The organism is Arthrobacter sp. NQ4, assembly GCF_029077345.1.
Lineage (GTDB): Bacteria > Actinomycetota > Actinomycetes > Actinomycetales > Micrococcaceae > Arthrobacter.
The window spans coordinates 21,496-37,671 of the sequence record NZ_JARETC010000004.1 but is presented as its reverse complement, the minus strand read 5'-3'; the positions used below and the strand labels follow the sequence as shown (position 1 = coordinate 37,671).

General features: G+C 67.8%; 14 protein-coding genes. 7 read left to right on the top strand and 7 right to left on the bottom strand.

What is annotated here, in order from left to right; translation table 11 throughout:
* The first annotated feature begins 35 nt into the window (after positions 1 to 35).
* The gene (locus PUN51_RS08720) at positions 36 to 1,013 is read left to right on the top strand and encodes an ABC transporter substrate-binding protein (protein ID WP_275180566.1); all 978 of its coding nucleotides are present in this window, start codon (positions 36 to 38) and stop codon (positions 1,011 to 1,013) included.
* A 76-nt stretch (positions 1,014 to 1,089) separates the two neighbouring features.
* Here the strand turns inward: PUN51_RS08720 and PUN51_RS08715 are convergent, their stop codons facing one another.
* Positions 1,090 to 1,788 carry a maleylpyruvate isomerase family mycothiol-dependent enzyme gene (locus tag PUN51_RS08715; RefSeq protein WP_275180563.1) on the bottom strand — a complete coding sequence of 233 codons (699 nt, stop codon included), beginning with the start codon at positions 1,786 to 1,788 and terminating at the stop codon, positions 1,090 to 1,092.
* A gap of 330 nt (positions 1,789 to 2,118) precedes the next feature.
* On the opposite strand from PUN51_RS08715, the gene PUN51_RS08710 reads away from it, so the two are divergent.
* The 4 genes from PUN51_RS08710 to catC all read left to right on the top strand — a co-directional run bounded on the left by PUN51_RS08710 (position 2,119) and on the right by catC (position 5,892).
* Entirely contained in the window at positions 2,119 to 3,492 is a 1,374-nt protein-coding gene (locus PUN51_RS08710; protein ID WP_275180562.1) for an MFS transporter, read from the top strand.
* A gap of 75 nt (positions 3,493 to 3,567) precedes the next feature.
* Positions 3,568 to 4,488 carry a LysR substrate-binding domain-containing protein gene (locus PUN51_RS08705; RefSeq protein ID WP_275180560.1) on the top strand — a complete coding sequence of 307 codons (921 nt, stop codon included), beginning with the start codon at positions 3,568 to 3,570 and terminating at the stop codon, positions 4,486 to 4,488.
* Complete coding sequence (locus PUN51_RS08700; protein WP_275180558.1) at positions 4,485 to 5,585, top strand: mandelate racemase/muconate lactonizing enzyme family protein; 1,101 nt, start codon at positions 4,485 to 4,487, stop codon at positions 5,583 to 5,585. The genes PUN51_RS08705 and PUN51_RS08700 overlap by 4 nt, the downstream gene beginning before the upstream one ends.
* A 28-nt stretch (positions 5,586 to 5,613) precedes the next feature.
* The gene (gene catC / locus PUN51_RS08695; RefSeq protein WP_275180556.1) at positions 5,614 to 5,892 is read left to right on the top strand and encodes a muconolactone Delta-isomerase; all 279 of its coding nucleotides are present in this window, start codon (positions 5,614 to 5,616) and stop codon (positions 5,890 to 5,892) included.
* A 28-nt stretch (positions 5,893 to 5,920) separates the two neighbouring features.
* On the opposite strand, the gene PUN51_RS08690 is transcribed toward catC, so the two are convergent.
* The 5 genes from PUN51_RS08690 to benA all read right to left on the bottom strand — a co-directional run bounded on the left by PUN51_RS08690 (position 5,921) and on the right by benA (position 13,292).
* Positions 5,921 to 8,752, bottom strand: a complete 2,832-nt coding sequence (locus PUN51_RS08690) for an AAA family ATPase (protein WP_275180554.1) — start codon at positions 8,750 to 8,752, stop codon at positions 5,921 to 5,923.
* A 60-nt stretch (positions 8,753 to 8,812) separates the two neighbouring features.
* Positions 8,813 to 9,640: a 1,6-dihydroxycyclohexa-2,4-diene-1-carboxylate dehydrogenase gene (locus PUN51_RS08685; RefSeq protein WP_275180552.1), complete on the bottom strand. Its 828-nt coding sequence runs from the start codon at positions 9,638 to 9,640 to the stop codon at positions 8,813 to 8,815.
* A complete protein-coding gene (gene benC, locus PUN51_RS08680) occupies positions 9,640 to 11,211 on the bottom strand; it encodes a benzoate 1,2-dioxygenase electron transfer component BenC (RefSeq protein WP_275180550.1) in 1,572 nt (523 codons plus the stop codon). Before benC ends, PUN51_RS08685 begins: the two co-directional genes overlap by 1 nt.
* A gap of 123 nt (positions 11,212 to 11,334) precedes the next feature.
* A complete protein-coding gene (benB, locus tag PUN51_RS08675) occupies positions 11,335 to 11,871 on the bottom strand; it encodes a benzoate 1,2-dioxygenase small subunit (RefSeq protein ID WP_159630093.1) in 537 nt (178 codons plus the stop codon).
* A gap of 35 nt (positions 11,872 to 11,906) precedes the next feature.
* Complete coding sequence (gene benA, locus PUN51_RS08670) at positions 11,907 to 13,292, bottom strand: benzoate 1,2-dioxygenase large subunit (protein WP_224023544.1); 1,386 nt, start codon at positions 13,290 to 13,292, stop codon at positions 11,907 to 11,909.
* Between the two features lie 329 nt (positions 13,293 to 13,621).
* Between benA and catA the strand changes: the two genes are divergently transcribed.
* Both catA and PUN51_RS08660 read left to right on the top strand, forming a co-directional pair.
* On the top strand, positions 13,622 to 14,503 hold the full coding sequence (catA, locus tag PUN51_RS08665; RefSeq protein ID WP_275180544.1) for a catechol 1,2-dioxygenase: 882 nt from the start codon (positions 13,622 to 13,624) through the stop codon (positions 14,501 to 14,503).
* 90 nt (positions 14,504 to 14,593) lie between these two features.
* Entirely contained in the window at positions 14,594 to 15,877 is a 1,284-nt protein-coding gene (locus PUN51_RS08660) for a benzoate/H(+) symporter BenE family transporter (protein ID WP_275180542.1), read from the top strand.
* A gap of 42 nt (positions 15,878 to 15,919) precedes the next feature.
* Here the strand turns inward: PUN51_RS08660 and PUN51_RS08655 are convergent, their stop codons facing one another.
* The gene (locus PUN51_RS08655) at positions 15,920 to 16,108 is read right to left on the bottom strand and encodes a hypothetical protein (RefSeq protein ID WP_275180539.1); all 189 of its coding nucleotides are present in this window, start codon (positions 16,106 to 16,108) and stop codon (positions 15,920 to 15,922) included.
* Between the last annotated feature and the right edge of the window lie 68 nt (positions 16,109 to 16,176).

Here is a 16,176-nt window from a genome sequence, read left to right as displayed (position 1 = left end):
CCGTTGCATCTTCCACCCCGTTCCAAGGAGGAACCATGGCCATCACCACCAAGCCGGCCGCCGTCGTGGCCCTTACCGTCTCAGCGCTGCTGGGACTGGCTGCCTGCTCCGATCCCGGCGCCTCGGCGGCGACAGCACCGTCGTCGTCCGCCACCAACTCCGCCGGCAAGACCTTCAACCTGTCCCCGGAACAGGACCGCTTCAACGTCGCGGCCGACCCCGCCGCGGCTGCACTGGTGCCGGAGGCCATCAAGGCCGACGGCAAGCTCACCGTGGTGACCACGGGCGGGGCGGCACCGCTCAGCATGTTCGCCACGGACAACAAGACCCTGATCGGCAGCGAAGTGGACATCGCGTACGCCGTGGGCGAGTCGCTCGGCCTGCAGGTGGAGGTCCTGCCCGTGGCGTGGGCTGACTGGCCGCTGGGCATCGAATCGTCCAGGTACGAGGCCGTGCTCTCGAACGTCACCGTCACCGAGGCGCGCAAGGAAAAGTTCGACTTCGCCACCTACCGCAACGACCTCCTGGGCTTCTACGCAAAGAGTGATTCGGGCATCGGGGAGATCAAGGAAGCCAAGGACGTGGCCGGCAAGAGGATCATCGTGGGCTCCGGCACCAACCAGGAAGCCATCCTGGTGCGGTGGGACGAGGAGAACCGGAAGAGCGGCCTGGCGCCGGTCCAGTTCCAGTATTACGACGACGACTCGGCCTCGAGCCTGGCCCTTCAGTCAGGCCGTGCGGACCTGACGTTCGGGCCCAACGCGGCCGCCGCGTACAAGGCGGCGCAGGACGGAAAGACGAAGCAGGTGGGCACGCTGGAGGGCGGCTGGCCGCTGAAGGCTGAGATCGCGTTTACCACCAAGAAGGGTAACGGGCTGGCGGTGGCCGCGCAGGCTGCGCTGAACCACCTGATTGACGACGGCACCTACGCCAGGATCCTGGACCGCTGGGGCCTCTCCTCCGAGGCCATCCAGAAGTCCGAACTGAACCCGGCGGGCCTGCCGAAGAAGTAGGCGTCCCGCCGACGAAGGAATCCCCGCCGGGCACGCCAGCGATTCGCTGGTGCCCGGCGGGGATTCTTCTTTGGCTTTACCAGGCCGGCAGCACGGGGACCGGGCCTGCCGCCTCAACATCTTCGGCGTCGCCGCGTGCCAGCCATTTCAGGAGGCCCTCCCGGTCCGACTCGACGCGCAGGCCGCCGTCACCAATGACCCATTCGTCGCGTTCTTCGGTAACCAGCGTCAGCCCGGGCGCACCCTTGGCACGCATGGCACGTACCACGGCCTCGATGGCGTTCAGCAGCGAATCGGGGTCGGCCTCCTCGATGGTCCAGGCGGTGTCCAGGTCATGGTGATGCACCACCACCTCGGCAATCCGCAGCGCCACAATGGAGGTTGCCGGCAGCTCCCGGCCACCCACCTTTACTTCCGGCGCCACAAGCTCCCCGGTCAACCGCTGGGCTTCATCGGCGAAAGCGGCGGCCGAGTCCCGCACTTCAGCCAGGAGTTCCTCCCGCGGCAGGGCCGCAAGGGCGGCAATGGCCTGCGAGCGCGCTTCAGGGGACGCGTACAGCTGGCGTTCCTCCCCGGACGTCGCCCAGTCGATCAGCCCAACCAGTGCGCGCCCGCTGGATGCGACGTGCGCGATGACGTGGGCGCGGGTCCACCCTTCGCACAGCGAAGGAGCGGCCAGCTCTTCATCGGACAAGGAGGAGACCGTGGCAAGGAACATGTCCGTCTCCCGGCCCAGGCGGGACAGGTCTGAGTGCAGCCGTGCTGGATTGATCATTCCGCCAGCCTAACCGCGGCGCCATGACCCCGGCCATGGTTACGGGCCGCCTGGTTCATACCGGCCGCGTATGGACTAAGACCTGTCCATCCCATCGGCGCCGTGATGCCCGTGCTGCCGCGCGCGTTTGGCCTGTTCCTGCCGGATCCATCGCAAAAGCCGCCTCTTTGATATGCGGAAACGGCACAATGCACCCCCGGCGGGAAACCGGGTATTCCCCCCATATGCCGTGCGTCACATTGCCTGTCAGGCTGGGTTGCCAAGGCCCCGGCGCGGATTCATCTGAATGCCGCAACGCCTCCCCACCCGCCCCCTGAAAGGACATGCGCCATGACGCTGCCGCACCCCCAATCCACGATCTCCGGAAACCCGGGAAAGGAGACCCGGACAGCCAACTGGGTGGCTTTCGTCATCTGCGCCGCCCTCCTCTTTGATGGCTACGACCTGGTGGTCTACGGCACCGTCCTTCCGGGACTGCTCGCAGACGCGGGCCAAATCGGGCATTTCGATGCGGCCACCGCCGGGCTCCTGGGATCCTGGGCCCTGATCGGCGTGCTGGTGGGGTCGCTGGCATGCGGGGCGATCGGTGACTTCTTCGGCCGCCGCCGGTTGATGCTCGCGGGCATCGCCTGGTTCTCCCTGGGCATGTTCGCCACCGCCTTGGCCACGGACGTCACCGCCTTCGGCGCCCTCCGGTTTGCCACCGGGCTGGGCCTGGGCGTCGTTATCGCCAGCGCCGGCGCCACGATGGCCGAGTTCGCACCCGCGGGACGGCGGCAGTTCTACAACGCGATCGTCTACTCCGGGGTCCCCGCGGGCGGCGTGCTGGCATCCATCCTTGGCATCGCCTTCCTGGACAGCATTGGCTGGCGCGGCCTCTTCATCATTGGATCCCTGCCCCTCCTGGTCATCCTGCCCATTGCCTGGCGGAAGCTTCCGGAATCCCCGCGGTGGCTGCTGGCCCGGGGCCGGGAAGAGGAAGCCCTGGCCGCTGCCTGGCGCACCGGGGTGCCGCTCGCCGAAGAGCAGGTGATCCGGGAGGCCGGCGCCGCCCCACGCAAGTCCGGGTTTGCCGCCGTCTTCTCCCGCCAGTTTGCCGCGGCATCCATCCTGCTGGGCCTGATGTCCTTCTGCGGCCTCCTCCTGACCTACGGGCTCAACACCTGGCTGCCCAAGATCATGGAGGGCTACGGCTACGGCCGCACCTACGCCCTGTTCTTCCCGCTGGCCCTGAACCTCGGCGCCGTGGTGGGCGGCCTGGTTGCCTCCCGGATGGCCGACCGGAAGGGACCGAAGCGGGTCATCGCTGCCACGTTTGCCCTCGCCACCATTTCCCTGGGATTGATGACGTTCAGCTTCCCGCTGCCGCTGCTCTTCACCTTCATCGCCACCGCGGGGGTGGGAACCCTGGGCACCCAGGTGCTGGTCTACGGTTTCCAGTCCAACTACTTCACCACCAACGCCCGGGCCGCCGGCGTCGCCTGGTGCGCCAGCGTGGGCCGGCTGGGCGGGGTCCTGGGGCCGATCATCGGCGGCTGGCTGGCAGCGGCGGGCATCGGCGGGGCAACAGCCTTCTACATCTACGGCGCGGTGGCCCTGCTCGGCGGCGCCGTCACCATCCTGGTGCCGCGCCAGCACCGGCTCGAGGAAGCACTGCCCACGGTTGAAGAGCCGCAAGATTACGTCGAAAAAGTATCTAAGTAAGGCTTTTTATGGTTATTCTATGAATCAATGAGGCTGCGCCGCGCCTCCCCCGGCCCGTTGGAAAGGTGGCACCGGATGGAAATCCGCCAGCTGAACTACTTCATCGCGGTCGCGGAGGAGCGGCACTTCGGCAGGGCGGCCAAGCGCCTGCACATGGCGCAGCCGCCGCTGTCCCAGCAGATCCGCCAGCTGGAAGACCAGCTGGGCGTCCAGCTCCTCAACCGCACCACCCGCCGGGTGGACCTGACGGCGGCGGGCCAGCTCCTGCTGGACCGCGGCCGCCAGATCGTCAACGACGTCGAAACGCTCCGCGCGGATGTCTACCAGGTGGGCAAGGGCGCCACGGGCGTCCTCCGGGTGGGGTTCTCCGGCTCGGCAACCTACGGCGTCATGCCGCGGATCGCGCGGCTCACCAAACAGGTCCTTCCCGGCCTGTCGCTGGCGCTGAACGGGGAGATGCTGACGCCGTCCATGGAGGCGGGGCTGCGGAACGGGACCCTGGACGCGGCACTGCTGCGGCCCCCCGTCGCCTCCGAGGAGGTCGACTACCGCGTGGTCACCCAGGAGCCACTCGTCGTCGCGCTTCCCTCCTTCAGCGCCCTGGCGGTGGACCGTCCCGTGGCCATGCACGAACTGCAGGACCAGGACTTCATTGCCTACGCACCGGAGTCCGTGCTGAACCGCATCACCTCGGACCTCTGCCGCCAGGCAGGCTTCCAGCCGCGGATCACGCAAGTGGTGGGTGAGACCTCCACAATGCTGGCGTTCGTGGCCGCTGGCGGCGGCATCGCCGTCATGCCGTCCAGCGTGCGTGCTTTCCAGCTTGAAGGCGTCGCGTACAGGGAAATCGACAATGCTCCCCCGGTGGAACTCGCCGTCGCCTGGCTGCGCGGCCACCGCTCCGCGCTGCTGCAAAACTTCCTGGACGTCGTGGCCACGGCAACCGCTGACGCCGCCACCCCCGCTCCCGCTGATGAAAGGCACCTCCCATCATGAAGATCGCAGCCATCGAGGCGATCCCCTACTCGATCCCGTACCGCCACCCGCTCCACTTCGCCTCCGGCTCCGTGCACGAGGCCGACCACGTCCTGGTCAGGGTCCGCACCGACGACGGCGTGGTGGGGACCGCGGACACCCCGCCCCGCCCGTACACCTACGGTGAGACGCAGAAGTCCATCGTCGCGGTGGTGCAGGATGTCTTCGCCCCGCAACTGGTGGCCATCGACGTCTTTGACCGGGAAAAGATCCAGGCCGTCCTGGCCCGCACAGTCCACAACCAGACCGCCAAGGGCGCGGTGGACATTGCCGTGTGGGACGTCATCGGCAAGACCCTGGGGCAGCCTGTCACCAAACTGCTGGGCGGCTACACCGATTCGCTCCGCGTCTCCCATATGCTCGGCTTCAAGCCCGCCCAGGAGCTCCTGGCCTTGGCACTGGAGTTCCGGGAAACCTACGGCATCACCACCTTCAAGCTGAAGACCGGCCGCCGTCCGCTGAACCTGGACATCGAGGCCGCCAGGGTGCTGCGGGAGGGCCTGGGCGAGGACGCCGAGCTGTACATGGACGCCAACCGCGGCTGGACAGCCAACGAGGCCGCCGAGGTGCTGCGCCGCACCGCCGACCTCGGCCTGCAGTTCCTGGAGGAGCCGGACGACGCCCGCGAAGTCCTGGGCCGCCGCCGCCTGGTCACCAACTCACCCATCCCCATTGCCGCCGACGAATCCGCCGCCAACCTCGGCGAGGCTGCCCGCGAAATCCTCACCGGCGGGGCCAACCTCCTGTCCGTCAAGACCGCCCGGTCCGGCTTCACCGAAGCCGCCAAGATCGTTGGCATGGCCGAGGGCATGGGCATCGACGTCTACATCGGCAACCAGATCGACACCCAGGTGGGCACGGTTGCCTCGGTGGTGTTCGGCGCAGCCTTCGCCCACACGGCCAAGCGCGCGGCGGAGCTGTCCAACTACCTCGACATGACCGATGACCTGCTGGCCCGGCCGCTGGCGATCACCGGCGGCCGGATCCGCGTTCCTGAAGGTGCCGGCGCGGGCACTGACGTGGATGACGACAAGCTCGCCCACTACCGCACCGACTGACACCCACCCCTTCCACCGAAAGGTCACCATGAAGTACCTCGTCCATATGGACGTCAACCTGCCCGCCGGCATGCCCGCCGAAGAAGCCGCCGCAATCAAGGCCACGGAGAAGGCCTACTCCCAGGAACTGCAGCGCTCCGGCAAATGGCCCGAGATCTGGCGTGTGGTGGGCGAATACGCCAACTACTCCATCTTCGACGTCGAATCCAACGACGAACTGCACGGCATCCTGCAGGGCCTTCCCCTGTTCCCGTACATGGACATCACGGTGGTTCCGCTGGCCAAGCACCCGTCGGACGTCAAGTAACCACGGGTTAGCACCGGGGCGTTCCGGGTCAGTCCCTGGCCCGGAACGCGGCCGCGAGTTCGCTGCGTGACCGGATTCCCATCTTCCGGTACAGCCGCGTGAGGTGGTACTGCACCGTCTTTTCAGCCAGGAACAGGGCCCGGGCCGCCTCCTTGTTGGTTGCCCCCGCAGCCACCAGCTCGGCCACGGCCTGTTCCTGGGCCGTGAGCTGTTGATGGTGGCCGCCCACCGAAGAAAGCACCGGGTCCGCCGGGTCCGGCAGGTTCCCCACGTCCAGGCCGGTGGCCTTCAGCTCGCGGTCGCACCGTTCCACGTACGTTGCCGCGCCGAGGGTGTCATACAGGTCCCGGGCCGCCCGCAGCACCGATGAGGCCAGGCGGCGCTTTCCGGCCCGGCGCATGCTTTGCCCGAACGCGAAACTGATCCGTGCCCGCAGGTAGGGGCGGTTGAGCCCGCGGAGGTGTCCCAGCGCCGCCTCGAAGTACTCCCTCGCCGTGTCCGGGTCCCCCTGCGCGGCCAGCAGCCGGCCCCTGGCCCACGCCACGCGGGCCAGGTCGGAGGGGACTTCCCGCTCGCGGTGCACTCCTTCGAACGCGGTGAGGAACGTCTCTGCGGCGTCGAGCTTGTCGGTCATAACCAGCGCATTGACGTAGGTGTCCTGCCACGGCCAGAAGGACACCCGCTGATCGGTCCAGGGGTCCAGTTCGGCCAGCGGCTGCAGGGCGGCCAGGGCACTTTCGTAGTCGGCCCGCGCCTCGTGGAAGCGGGCGCGCGCCAGGCTGGCCGGGACCTGCATGGCCCGGTAGGTTCCCGGCTGCACCGCGGCCTGTGAAACGTAGTAGCGTGCCCGGTCCCAGTCGCCCCGCATGGACCACAGCTCGGCCGCCGTCCAGTACAGCAGCGGCCGGATCAGCGGCATCCGCGAAGTCTCCAGCCGGACGCTTGCCCGGGAGATGGTGGCGGCGGCCGCGTCCCAGTTGCCCAGCACAAGGTGGGTGCGGGCCAGCCAGGCCTCGGCCCACAAGGAGATCCGCAGCGATCCCCCGCGGTACTCGGTGGGGGCGGCCGACTCAAAATTCACCAGCGCGGATTCGGCGTTGTCCAGGCGCAGGGCCAGCCAGCCGGCGCCCATCTGCACCCGCTGCTTCTGGGCATTCTCGGCCGCCTGGGCCGAAGCCCGCTGGTAGGAGGCCTCGGCGTCCGCTATCCGGCCCTGGGCATACAGGCCCAGGCCATAGATGGCCTCCGACTCGATGTGCGCCGGAGTTCCGGGTTCGGTCAGAGCCATGGCGCGTTCGGCCCAGCCGGTGATCATCGGCCCGTCCCAGGAGGCCACCCCGTGGAGGACGAACCGCTGGGCCACCTGCGCGGCTGCAGCGGGTTCATGCTGAGGATTGCTGGTGCGCCAGGCCATCTCCAGTTGGCTTTGGGCGCTGTCATTCTGGCCGGACACCGTGGACAGGTACCCCAGAACCGAGGAGCGCAGGGGCGACGGCGGCAGGGCATCCACTGCCCCGGCCCAGGCCTGCGCCTGGGCCACGTTGCCGGAGCCCACCAGGGCGTCGACGGCTTTCAGGAGCCGGAGGTTCCGGGCGCGGATATCGGGGGACAGCCGCGAGGCGGAGAACAGCGCAGTGGAGGCATCCTGCCACGCCCCGACCGTGGCCTGCCGCCGCGCGAACTCTTCCAGTTCGGCGGCCAGGGTTTCGTCGGCTGCCGGGGTGGCCGCAACGCGGTGGCCCAACTGTTCGCCCTCGGACTGGACAACCTCCGCGGCCTTCCAATGCAGGGCAATGCGCCGGCTCGGGACGATCTGTTCGTAGACCGCTTCCCCTGTGCCGGGTTCGAGGAAGGCGACGGCGGAGCGGGACTGGTCCACGGACAGGCCCAGCAGCCCCGCGCGGTGCCCCTCATCGAGGGCGGGCATGACGGATTCCAGGCCGCCCACCCTGGCCACCTCAGCCAGTCCCGCGCCGGGGCCGAGCACCGCGGCGGCTTCCGCAGCGGCCACCAGGGCGGGGGACGCGGCGGCCAGGACACTGCGGACCCTGGCACGCACCCAGGAGGTGGGCGGCAGGGACGGGAACCACGACTGCCAGGTCTCCGGGGGCAGTTCACGGAGCAGCTCCACGATGGACTGGGCTATCCCGCCGGTGTGCGTCACCAGGCCGTGGGCCGCCGTCGCACTGAGGTCCAGGCCGAACAGGCTCCGGGCCACGTCCTGGACCTGCTGCGGCGAGAGGGGCTCCAGCGGAATGCGGACCACCTGGTGGCCGGTGAGGAAGTCGAGCACGCCGGCGGGGACGCGGGGCGCGTCTACAGGATTGAGGGTCAGCAGGAACAGGACCCGCTTGTCGTGCAGCCTGCGCATGACGAAGGTGAGGATGCGCAGGCTCTCCTCGTCGAGCTTGTGGACGTCGTCGACGGCGACCACCACGCTGCCGTGCGTCTGCAGGCCTTCGAGATGGGTGCTGAGGGTGGAGGCGTAGTTGACCACCTGGTCGGGGGTCAGGGAAGCGACCGGCCCCGGCGCCAGGGCCGGGCCGCCGTCGTAATCCTTTGCCGTCCGGAGCGGCAGGGTCCGCATCAGCTGGGAGTAGCCGGCCAGGGCGAACTGCGCCTCCCAGTCGTCCCCCATGGCGGACAGGACGCGGACGCCGCGGGCGGCCGTCCGGCAGCGGTCAAGGAAGAGTTCCAGGAGCGCGGTTTTGCCGGACCCGGACGGTCCGGAGAGGACCACGGTGCCCACCTTGCCCTTGCGGACGGTGCGGAGGATTTCCAGCAGCTGCTCGAACGCCGCGTCCCGGCCCGCCAGCGGGAAGTCCTCCGCCATCTCGCCCTGGGTGGAGCCCGCTGTCATGGCCGCAATCCTACCGGAGCGGCCCGGGCGCCCCTGGTGCCGCGCGTCCAGCACCGGCCCCTACCCCAGGTCGCCGCCGGCCACCGGGAGGATGCTGCCGGTCAGGTAGGACGCCTCGTCCGAGGCAAGGAACACGATGGGCGCCGTCTGCTCGTCCAGGGTGCCGTAGCGCTTCATGAACGAGGACTCCACCGTCTGGTCAACAATGGTCTGGTACCAGTCCTTCTCGGTGGCGGATTCGGCGTCCGGCCCGCGCTTGACCTTCCGCGGCGGGGCTTCCGTGCCGCCCGGGGCGGTGGCCACCACCCGGATGCCGTGCCCGGCCACCTCCATGGCCAGCGACTGGGTCAGGGCGTTCACGCCACCTTTCGCCGCGGCATAGGGCACCCGGTGCATTCCGCGGGTGGCTACCGAGGAGACGTTCACGATCGTGCCGGAGCCCTGCTCGATCATGGCGGGCAGGACTGCCCGGCAGGTCCAGAGCGTGGGAAAGAGCGAGCGGCGGATTTCCTTCTCGATCTTGTCCTCGTCGTACTCCTCGTAGGGGCGGGCCCAGATGGTCCCGCCCACGTTGTTGACCAGGACGTCCAGCCGCCCGTGGGCCGCGAGCGCGGCCTTGATGGCCTGGGTGGCGCCGGCGAAGGTCTCCAGGTCTGCGGTGACGGCCGTGGCCGAGCCCCCCGAACCCGAAGCCCTGGCGGCCTCGCCGATGCCGCGGGCAACGTCGTGGACCAGGTCCGCGCGGTCCACCAGGACCACGGCGCCGCCTTCGGCGCCGATGCGTTCGGCCACCTTCTGGCCGATCCCCTGGGCTGCACCGGTGACGACGGCGACCTTGCCGCCGAACCGGCCAGGGGTCACGTATTGCCCGGCGTACGGCGCAGCCATCACCGGGCGGCCTTGGCGTCGATGGCCCCGGCCATGGTGTCCTTCGCGTCCTGGGCATGGGCGGTGATGACGGCGCGCAGGTGGTCCTTGTCGCCGCGTTCGAAGGCATTCACGATCTCAAGGTGGTCCTGGGTGACGCGTTCGAAGATCGGCGTGCCGGCCTCGAAGGCCGCGGCCATCTGGGCGTGGACGTCCAGGCGCCGGTAGGACTCCAGGAGCATCGGGTTGTCGCAGACCATGAAGAGGTACTCGTGGAATTCCTCGTTGGTGCGCGCGAACTCCTCGGGGTCGGTGATGTTCCCGCCCTGCACCGAGCCGGTGGTGGCTTCCGCGAGCCGGCGGAACTGGCGCAGCTGCTGCTCGCTGAGCCTTCCCAGCAGCAGTTCGCTGACCGCAAGCTCCAGGCCCATGCGGGCGTCCAGCTGGGCGAAGCTGTCCTCCTTGCGGAAATCCAGCCGGCCGGTCTCCAGCGAGGAGACGGCCTCGCCGCGGCTCATGGTGTCGCCTTCGGCCTGGATCTTCCCGGCCGGTGCCGGGGCGCCGGTTTCGGCGTCGCCCCCGGTGGTCTCCTTCGGTGCGAAACGTTCGAAGTAGAAGTTGGCGGGCTTGATGCCTTCGGTGTCCAGCCACTTGGAGACGGCGTTGACCATAGGCGGCGGGCCGCAGAGGTAGATGTCCACGTCGCCGTCGTTGAGGTGCTTCGGTTCGATGATCTGGGTGACGTAGCCGGTGTGCGGGGCGGAGGTGCCGGGCTCGGAGGCGATGTAGTCCCAGGTGAAGCCGGGCAGTTTCGCCTCGTAGGCGCGGAGCCAGTCCAGGCCCACGATGTCCGCCTCGCGGGTGAGCCCGTAGATGAGGTGGACCGGGGTGGACGGCGGGTTCTCGGCGAGCTTTTCCAGGATGGACAGCAGCGGGGCCAGGCCGGTGCCGCCGGCCAGGAGCAGCAGGGGCCGCTTCGGTTCGCGCAGGAAGAAGGATCCGTAGGGGCCGGTGAATTCGATGGCGTCGCCTACCGCGGCGCGGTCGCGCAGGTACTCGGACATGGCGCCCTGCGGGGTCACGCGGACCATGAAGGACGCGTCCTGGACCTCGGGGCCGCTGCTGAAGGAGTAGGAGCGCTCGGCATCGGTGCCGGGAACCTTGAGGTTGACGTACTGCCCGGGGAGGAAGGCGAGCGCGTCGCGGTTGTCCACCTCAAGGGTGAAGGAGACCGTGGTGTCCGTGTGCCGGTTGAGCTCCTTGATGGTGGAGCTGAAGGTGGCGGCCGCCGTCTTGGCCGACTCGGACGTGGCCGGGATCTGGATGGCCAAGTCGGACTCCGGGACGGCCTGGCACGTCAGCAGGTAGCCCTTTTCGAGCTCCTCTTCGGTCATGGCGTCGTCGATGAAGTCGCCCGGGTCGAAGGAGCCGGAATCGCAGAACGCCTTGCAGGTGCCGCACGCGCCGTCGCGGCAGTCCGACGGAATGTTGATCCGCGCCTTGTAGGCCGCGTCCATGACGGTCTCATAGTCGCCGACCTTGATGACTTTGGTGACGCCGTCTTCGAAGCTGAGGGCTACTTTGTGGCCCATGGGGTCCTCCTGACTGGGCGGGCGCGTCGTCGCGTCCGGGGAAAAGTTGGGGCGTGCCCGGCGGGCACGGAATGGGACCTCCCGTGCGGCGCCCGGATGTACCGGGCGCCGGCTTGGGGCAGGTCAGATCATGTAGACGTCCACCACGTGGTGGATGTAGTCGTTCTTCAGGACCACTTTCTTCTTCAGGATCACCGGCTGCGGGCCGGAAAGGTCCACCGTGTAGTAGCTGGTGCCGAAGTACGTGTCCGTCGTGTTGTAGCGGAAGTACAGGGTGAACCAGTTGAAGCGCACCTCCACCTTGCCGCCGTCGTTCGCCAAAACCTCCACGTCCGTGATGTTGTGGCCGGTGCGCGGCTCCGGGAGGGAGGTGGCCGATGACCTGTCGGTCTTGATCCGGAATACCCGGTCCTCGATGCCGCCGCGGTTGTCGTAGTAGATCAGGGAGATCTCGTTCTGGGGGTCCTGCGTCAGCTGGTCGTCCACGTCCCAGGCCGGCATCCAGAATTCGGAGTCCGGGTGGTAGCACTCCAGCCATTCGTCGAACTGGCGGTCATCCAGCAGGCGGGCTTCCCGGTAGAGGAACGCCCGGACGGTTTCGAGGGTTGCGATTTCCTCCGCGGTCTTCAGGACCGGGGCGGTGTGGGTCAGGTTGGTCATGGGTTCAGCGCTCTCTGTGGTTCCGGCGGGCTCTCTCAGGCGGTGACGGGAACGGATTCCAGGGCGGAACGCTCCTCTTCCTCCGCCAGCGCCCGGTCCATGACTTCCTTCCAGTACCCGTGCTGGATGGGGTAGAGCCCCTCATCTTCGGTGCGCACGCCGGAGGCGATCACCCGGTTCATGCCCAGGGCCTGCGCCTGCTCATCCGGTCCGGCGATCTCGTGGGTGGAGCCGCGGGTCATGTCGTTCCACGGTGCGCTGGTGGCCCAGTAGGTCTTGTTGCAGGAGCGGAATTCCTCCAGGTCGTCCGGGGTGGCCATGCCCGTGGCGTTGAAGAAGTCCTCGTACTGGCGGATGCGCTTTGAACGGTTCTCCTGGGACTCGCCCTTGGGGGCGATGCAGTAGATGGTCACCTCGGTCTGGTCCGCGGAGATCGGCCGGAAGTGGCGGATCTGCGAGGAGAACTGGTCCATGATGTAGACGTTCGGGTACAGGCAGAGGTTGCGGGAGATGTTGATCATGAAGTTGGCCATCTCCTCGCCGTACTTGGCCACGAGCTCGTCGCGGCGGTCCCAGAGCGGACGGTCCTGCGGGTTGGTCCATTCCTGCCACAGCAGCAGGTGGCCGTGGTCGTAGGAGTAGAAGCCGCCCTTGACCTTGCCCCACTTGCCGGCGTCCATGGCCTTGGTCTTGTTGGCGGAGTCTCCGGCGCTGCGGCGGGCGGTGGTGGCCGCGTAGTTCCAGTGCACGGCCGTGACGTGGTAGCCGTCGGCGCCGTTCTCGGCCTGGACCTTCCAGTTGCCGTCATAGGTGTAGGTGGAGGAGCCGCGCAGCACTTCCAGGCCTTCGGGTGACTGGTCAACGATGGAGTCGATGACCTTGGTGGCGTCCCCGAGGTGTTCCTCGAGCGGGAGCACGTCGGCCTTCAGCGAGCCGAACAGGAAGCCGCGGTAGGACTCGAAGCGGGCCACCTTGGTGAGGTCGTGCGAGCCTTCCTTGTTGAAGGTCTCGGGGTAGCCGGCGTTCCGGGAGTCCTTGACCTTCAGCAGCTCGCCGGAGTTTTTGAAGGTCCAGCCGTGGAACGGGCAGGTGAAGGTGGTGCGGTTGTCCGTCTTGCGGCGGCACAGCATGGCGCCGCGGTGCGAACAGGCGTTGACCAGGCAGTTCAGCTGCCCGTCCTTGTCCCGGGTGATCATCACGGGGGTGCGGCCGATGTAGGTGGTGAAGTAGTCGCCCACGTTGGTGATCTGCGACTCGTGGGCGAGGTAGACCCAGTTGCCTTCGAAGATGTGCTTCATCTCGAGTTCGAAGATCTCCTGGTCGGTGAAGATCTCGCGCTTGGCCCGGATGACGCCGTTCTCTCGGTCGTCGATCACGGCGTCGGCAAGGACCTCGCGGGCATGGATCAGGTTCTCGGTCATGGCGTGCTCCTTCATTGGAGATTGCTGGACGGATGGGCGGAGGTCCACTCGGGAAGAGGCTTCGGCGGCGGACGTTGTCCAGCAATTCTTGCCGCTCGTGATTGGCCTCACATCAGGCAAATACCTAGGTTCCACCAAGGGTGTCTTTATGTACCGATAATGACTCAAAAGACGCCTAGTTGATATTTGTAGCGTCCTTATCTCCGGGCCTACGCTTGAGACCAAGATCACGCGGTGCCGAGCAGGGCAGGTGGAACTGCCCGCCCCGCAGGCCGCGTGGGGAGCAGGAGCCCTTCCTGTCCCATTCAATGAAGAAGGTGGACATCGTCATGACCCAAACCCCAACGGACAGCCGCACGGAAAACGAAGGCACCGCCGTCGAAGCAGGCTCCAAGGCAACCGAACGGTTCGCCGCGTCAGGCAAGCTCTCCCGGGTGGATGTATCCAAGGAACGGGTGAGCCTGCTGGCCGGCGCACTGATCAAGGCCGCCAACGACATCGTCGTCGAGCACCAGGTCACCTACGAGGAATACAACGCCCTCAAAGCCTGGCTGATCAAGGTGGGCACGGACGGTGAATGGCCGCTGTTCCTCGACGTCTGGCTGGAACACACCGTTGAGGACGTGAACTCCCAGGACCGTCCCGGCACCGTCGGCACCATCGAGGGTCCCTACTACGTTCCCGGCTCCCCGGAACTCCAGACGCCCGCCACCGTGGAAATGCGCGACGACGAAGAGGGCACCCCGCTGCGGTTCACCGGCCAGTTCACCGACACCGACGGCAACCCCATCCAGGGTGCGCAGGTGGAGATCTGGCACGCGGACGCCGCCGGCTTCTACTCCCAGTACACCCCGGGCATGCCCGAGTGGCTCTTCCGGGCCACCGTCAAGGCCTCCGACGACGGCCGGTTCGAGATCAACACCATGCGTCCGGCGCCGTACCAGATCCCTACGGACGGCGCCTGCGGACAGCTGATCAACGCCGCGGGCTGGCACGCCTGGCGTCCCGCGCACATCCACATCAAGGTGTCCGCGCCGGGCTACGAGCCGGTCACGCAGCAGCTGTACTTCCCCGGCGACCCCCACAACGCGGACGACATCGCCTCGGCGGTGAAGCCTGAACTGATGCTGGACCCCCGCCCCCGTACCGACGGCAAGGGCGAGGAAGTAGTTTATGACTACGTCCTGGCAAAGCAGGGCCAGAAGAAGTAGCACGCAAACTGGGAGACACCCCCGCACGGAGGCGCTCCGGAGCTGATGCTTCGGAGCGCTTCCGGTTTTTCGCGCCAGCCAGGAGTTCCGATGAGCCATCCCCGCCCCGACCCGGCCGCCACATCCGTCGGGTCAGCCCCGCCGGCGCCGGCGCCGGAACCCCTGCTGGAACGCCCGGGAATCCGGCCCGCGGGCCCCCGGCGGATTCTTCGCGACCTGGGACTGTCCTATGTCTCCAACGGGGCCATCGGGCTCATCTTCGCGGCGTCCGGACCCATCGCCGTCACCCTGGCCGTGGGGACGGCCGGCGGCCTGACCCAGGGCCAGCTGTCGTCCTGGGTTTTTGGCATTCTCTTTTCCGGCGGGGCGGCCACGCTGCTGATGTCGCTCATTTATCGGCAGCCCCTGGGCTTCGCCTGGTCCATCCCCGGCACGGTGCTCCTGGGACCGTCCCTTCAGCACCTGGCCTTCCCTGAAGTCGTCGGGGCCTTCTTCACCTCGGGCGTGCTGATCCTCGCGCTGGGCGCCACCGGGGTGGTGCGTAAAGCCATGGCACTGGTGCCGATGCCGCTGGTGATGGCCATGGTGGCCGCGGTGTTCCTGAAGTTCGGCACAGACATCGTTGCCTCCACCCAGGACAACCCGGCCGTGGCTGCTCCGATGGTGGCCGCGTTCCTGGTCCTCACCGCGGTTCCCAGGCTTGGCAGGTTCCTGCCGCCGGTCCTGGGCACCCTGGTGGCAGGCTGCATCGCTGTGGCGGCCAGCGGGCAGTTCAGGCTGTCCCCCGGCGGGCAGCTCCTGGCCACCCCGGTGTTCACCGCCCCTGAATTCACGTGGGCTGCCCAGCTGGAACTGGTGGTTCCCCTGGCCCTCACCGTGCTGTTTGTCCAAAACGGCCAGGGCATCGCCGTCCTCCGCGCCGCCGGGCACCGTCCGCCCGTGAACGCCTTCGCCATTGCCTCCGGCGCCTTTTCAGTGCTGAATGCCGGCTTTGGCGCCGTTTCGGCCTGCGTCACAGGCCCCACCAACGCCCTGCTGACCTCGTCCGGGAAGAGGGAGCGCCAGTACACGGCTGCCGTGGCGTACGGCCTGCTGGCCCTGGTGTTCGCAGCGTTTGCCCCCACCCTGACCCGGCTGATGCTGGCCGCCCCCAAGGAGTTCGTCCTGGCACTGGGCGGCATCGCGATGCTGCGGGCCCTTCAGCAGGCCTTCGTCACGGCCTTTGCCACCAGCTTCACCCTGGGTTCGCTGGTGACGTTCGTGGTGACCATTTCCGGCATGAACCTCTTCAACATCCACGCAGCATTCTGGGGCCTGGTGATTGGCTACGGGGTGTCCCGCCTGCTGGAGCGCGCGGACCACGCCCAGCCGTGAGCCGGACCGGGTACGTCGGCTCCCGGCAGGGCTTCTTCTGCGTCAGCGCGGGTCCGGTTCCAGCGCCCAGGCGAGCCGGTGCAGGAAAGTCGCGGTCCTGCTCCGGAACGCCAGCCACGCGGCCCGCTTCCACCCGGGCGTGGCGCTGAGTTGCGGCGCGTGGGGCTGCGCGCTTTCGCCCGCGCGGACGGCGCCGGCAAATAAGAGGGCAATGAGGCTTGCGCTTTCCATCGTTCTCCAAGCTGTACAGGTCAATCCCGGTGTACAACCACCGTGCCCTGCGGAAGAAGGCTTCAAAC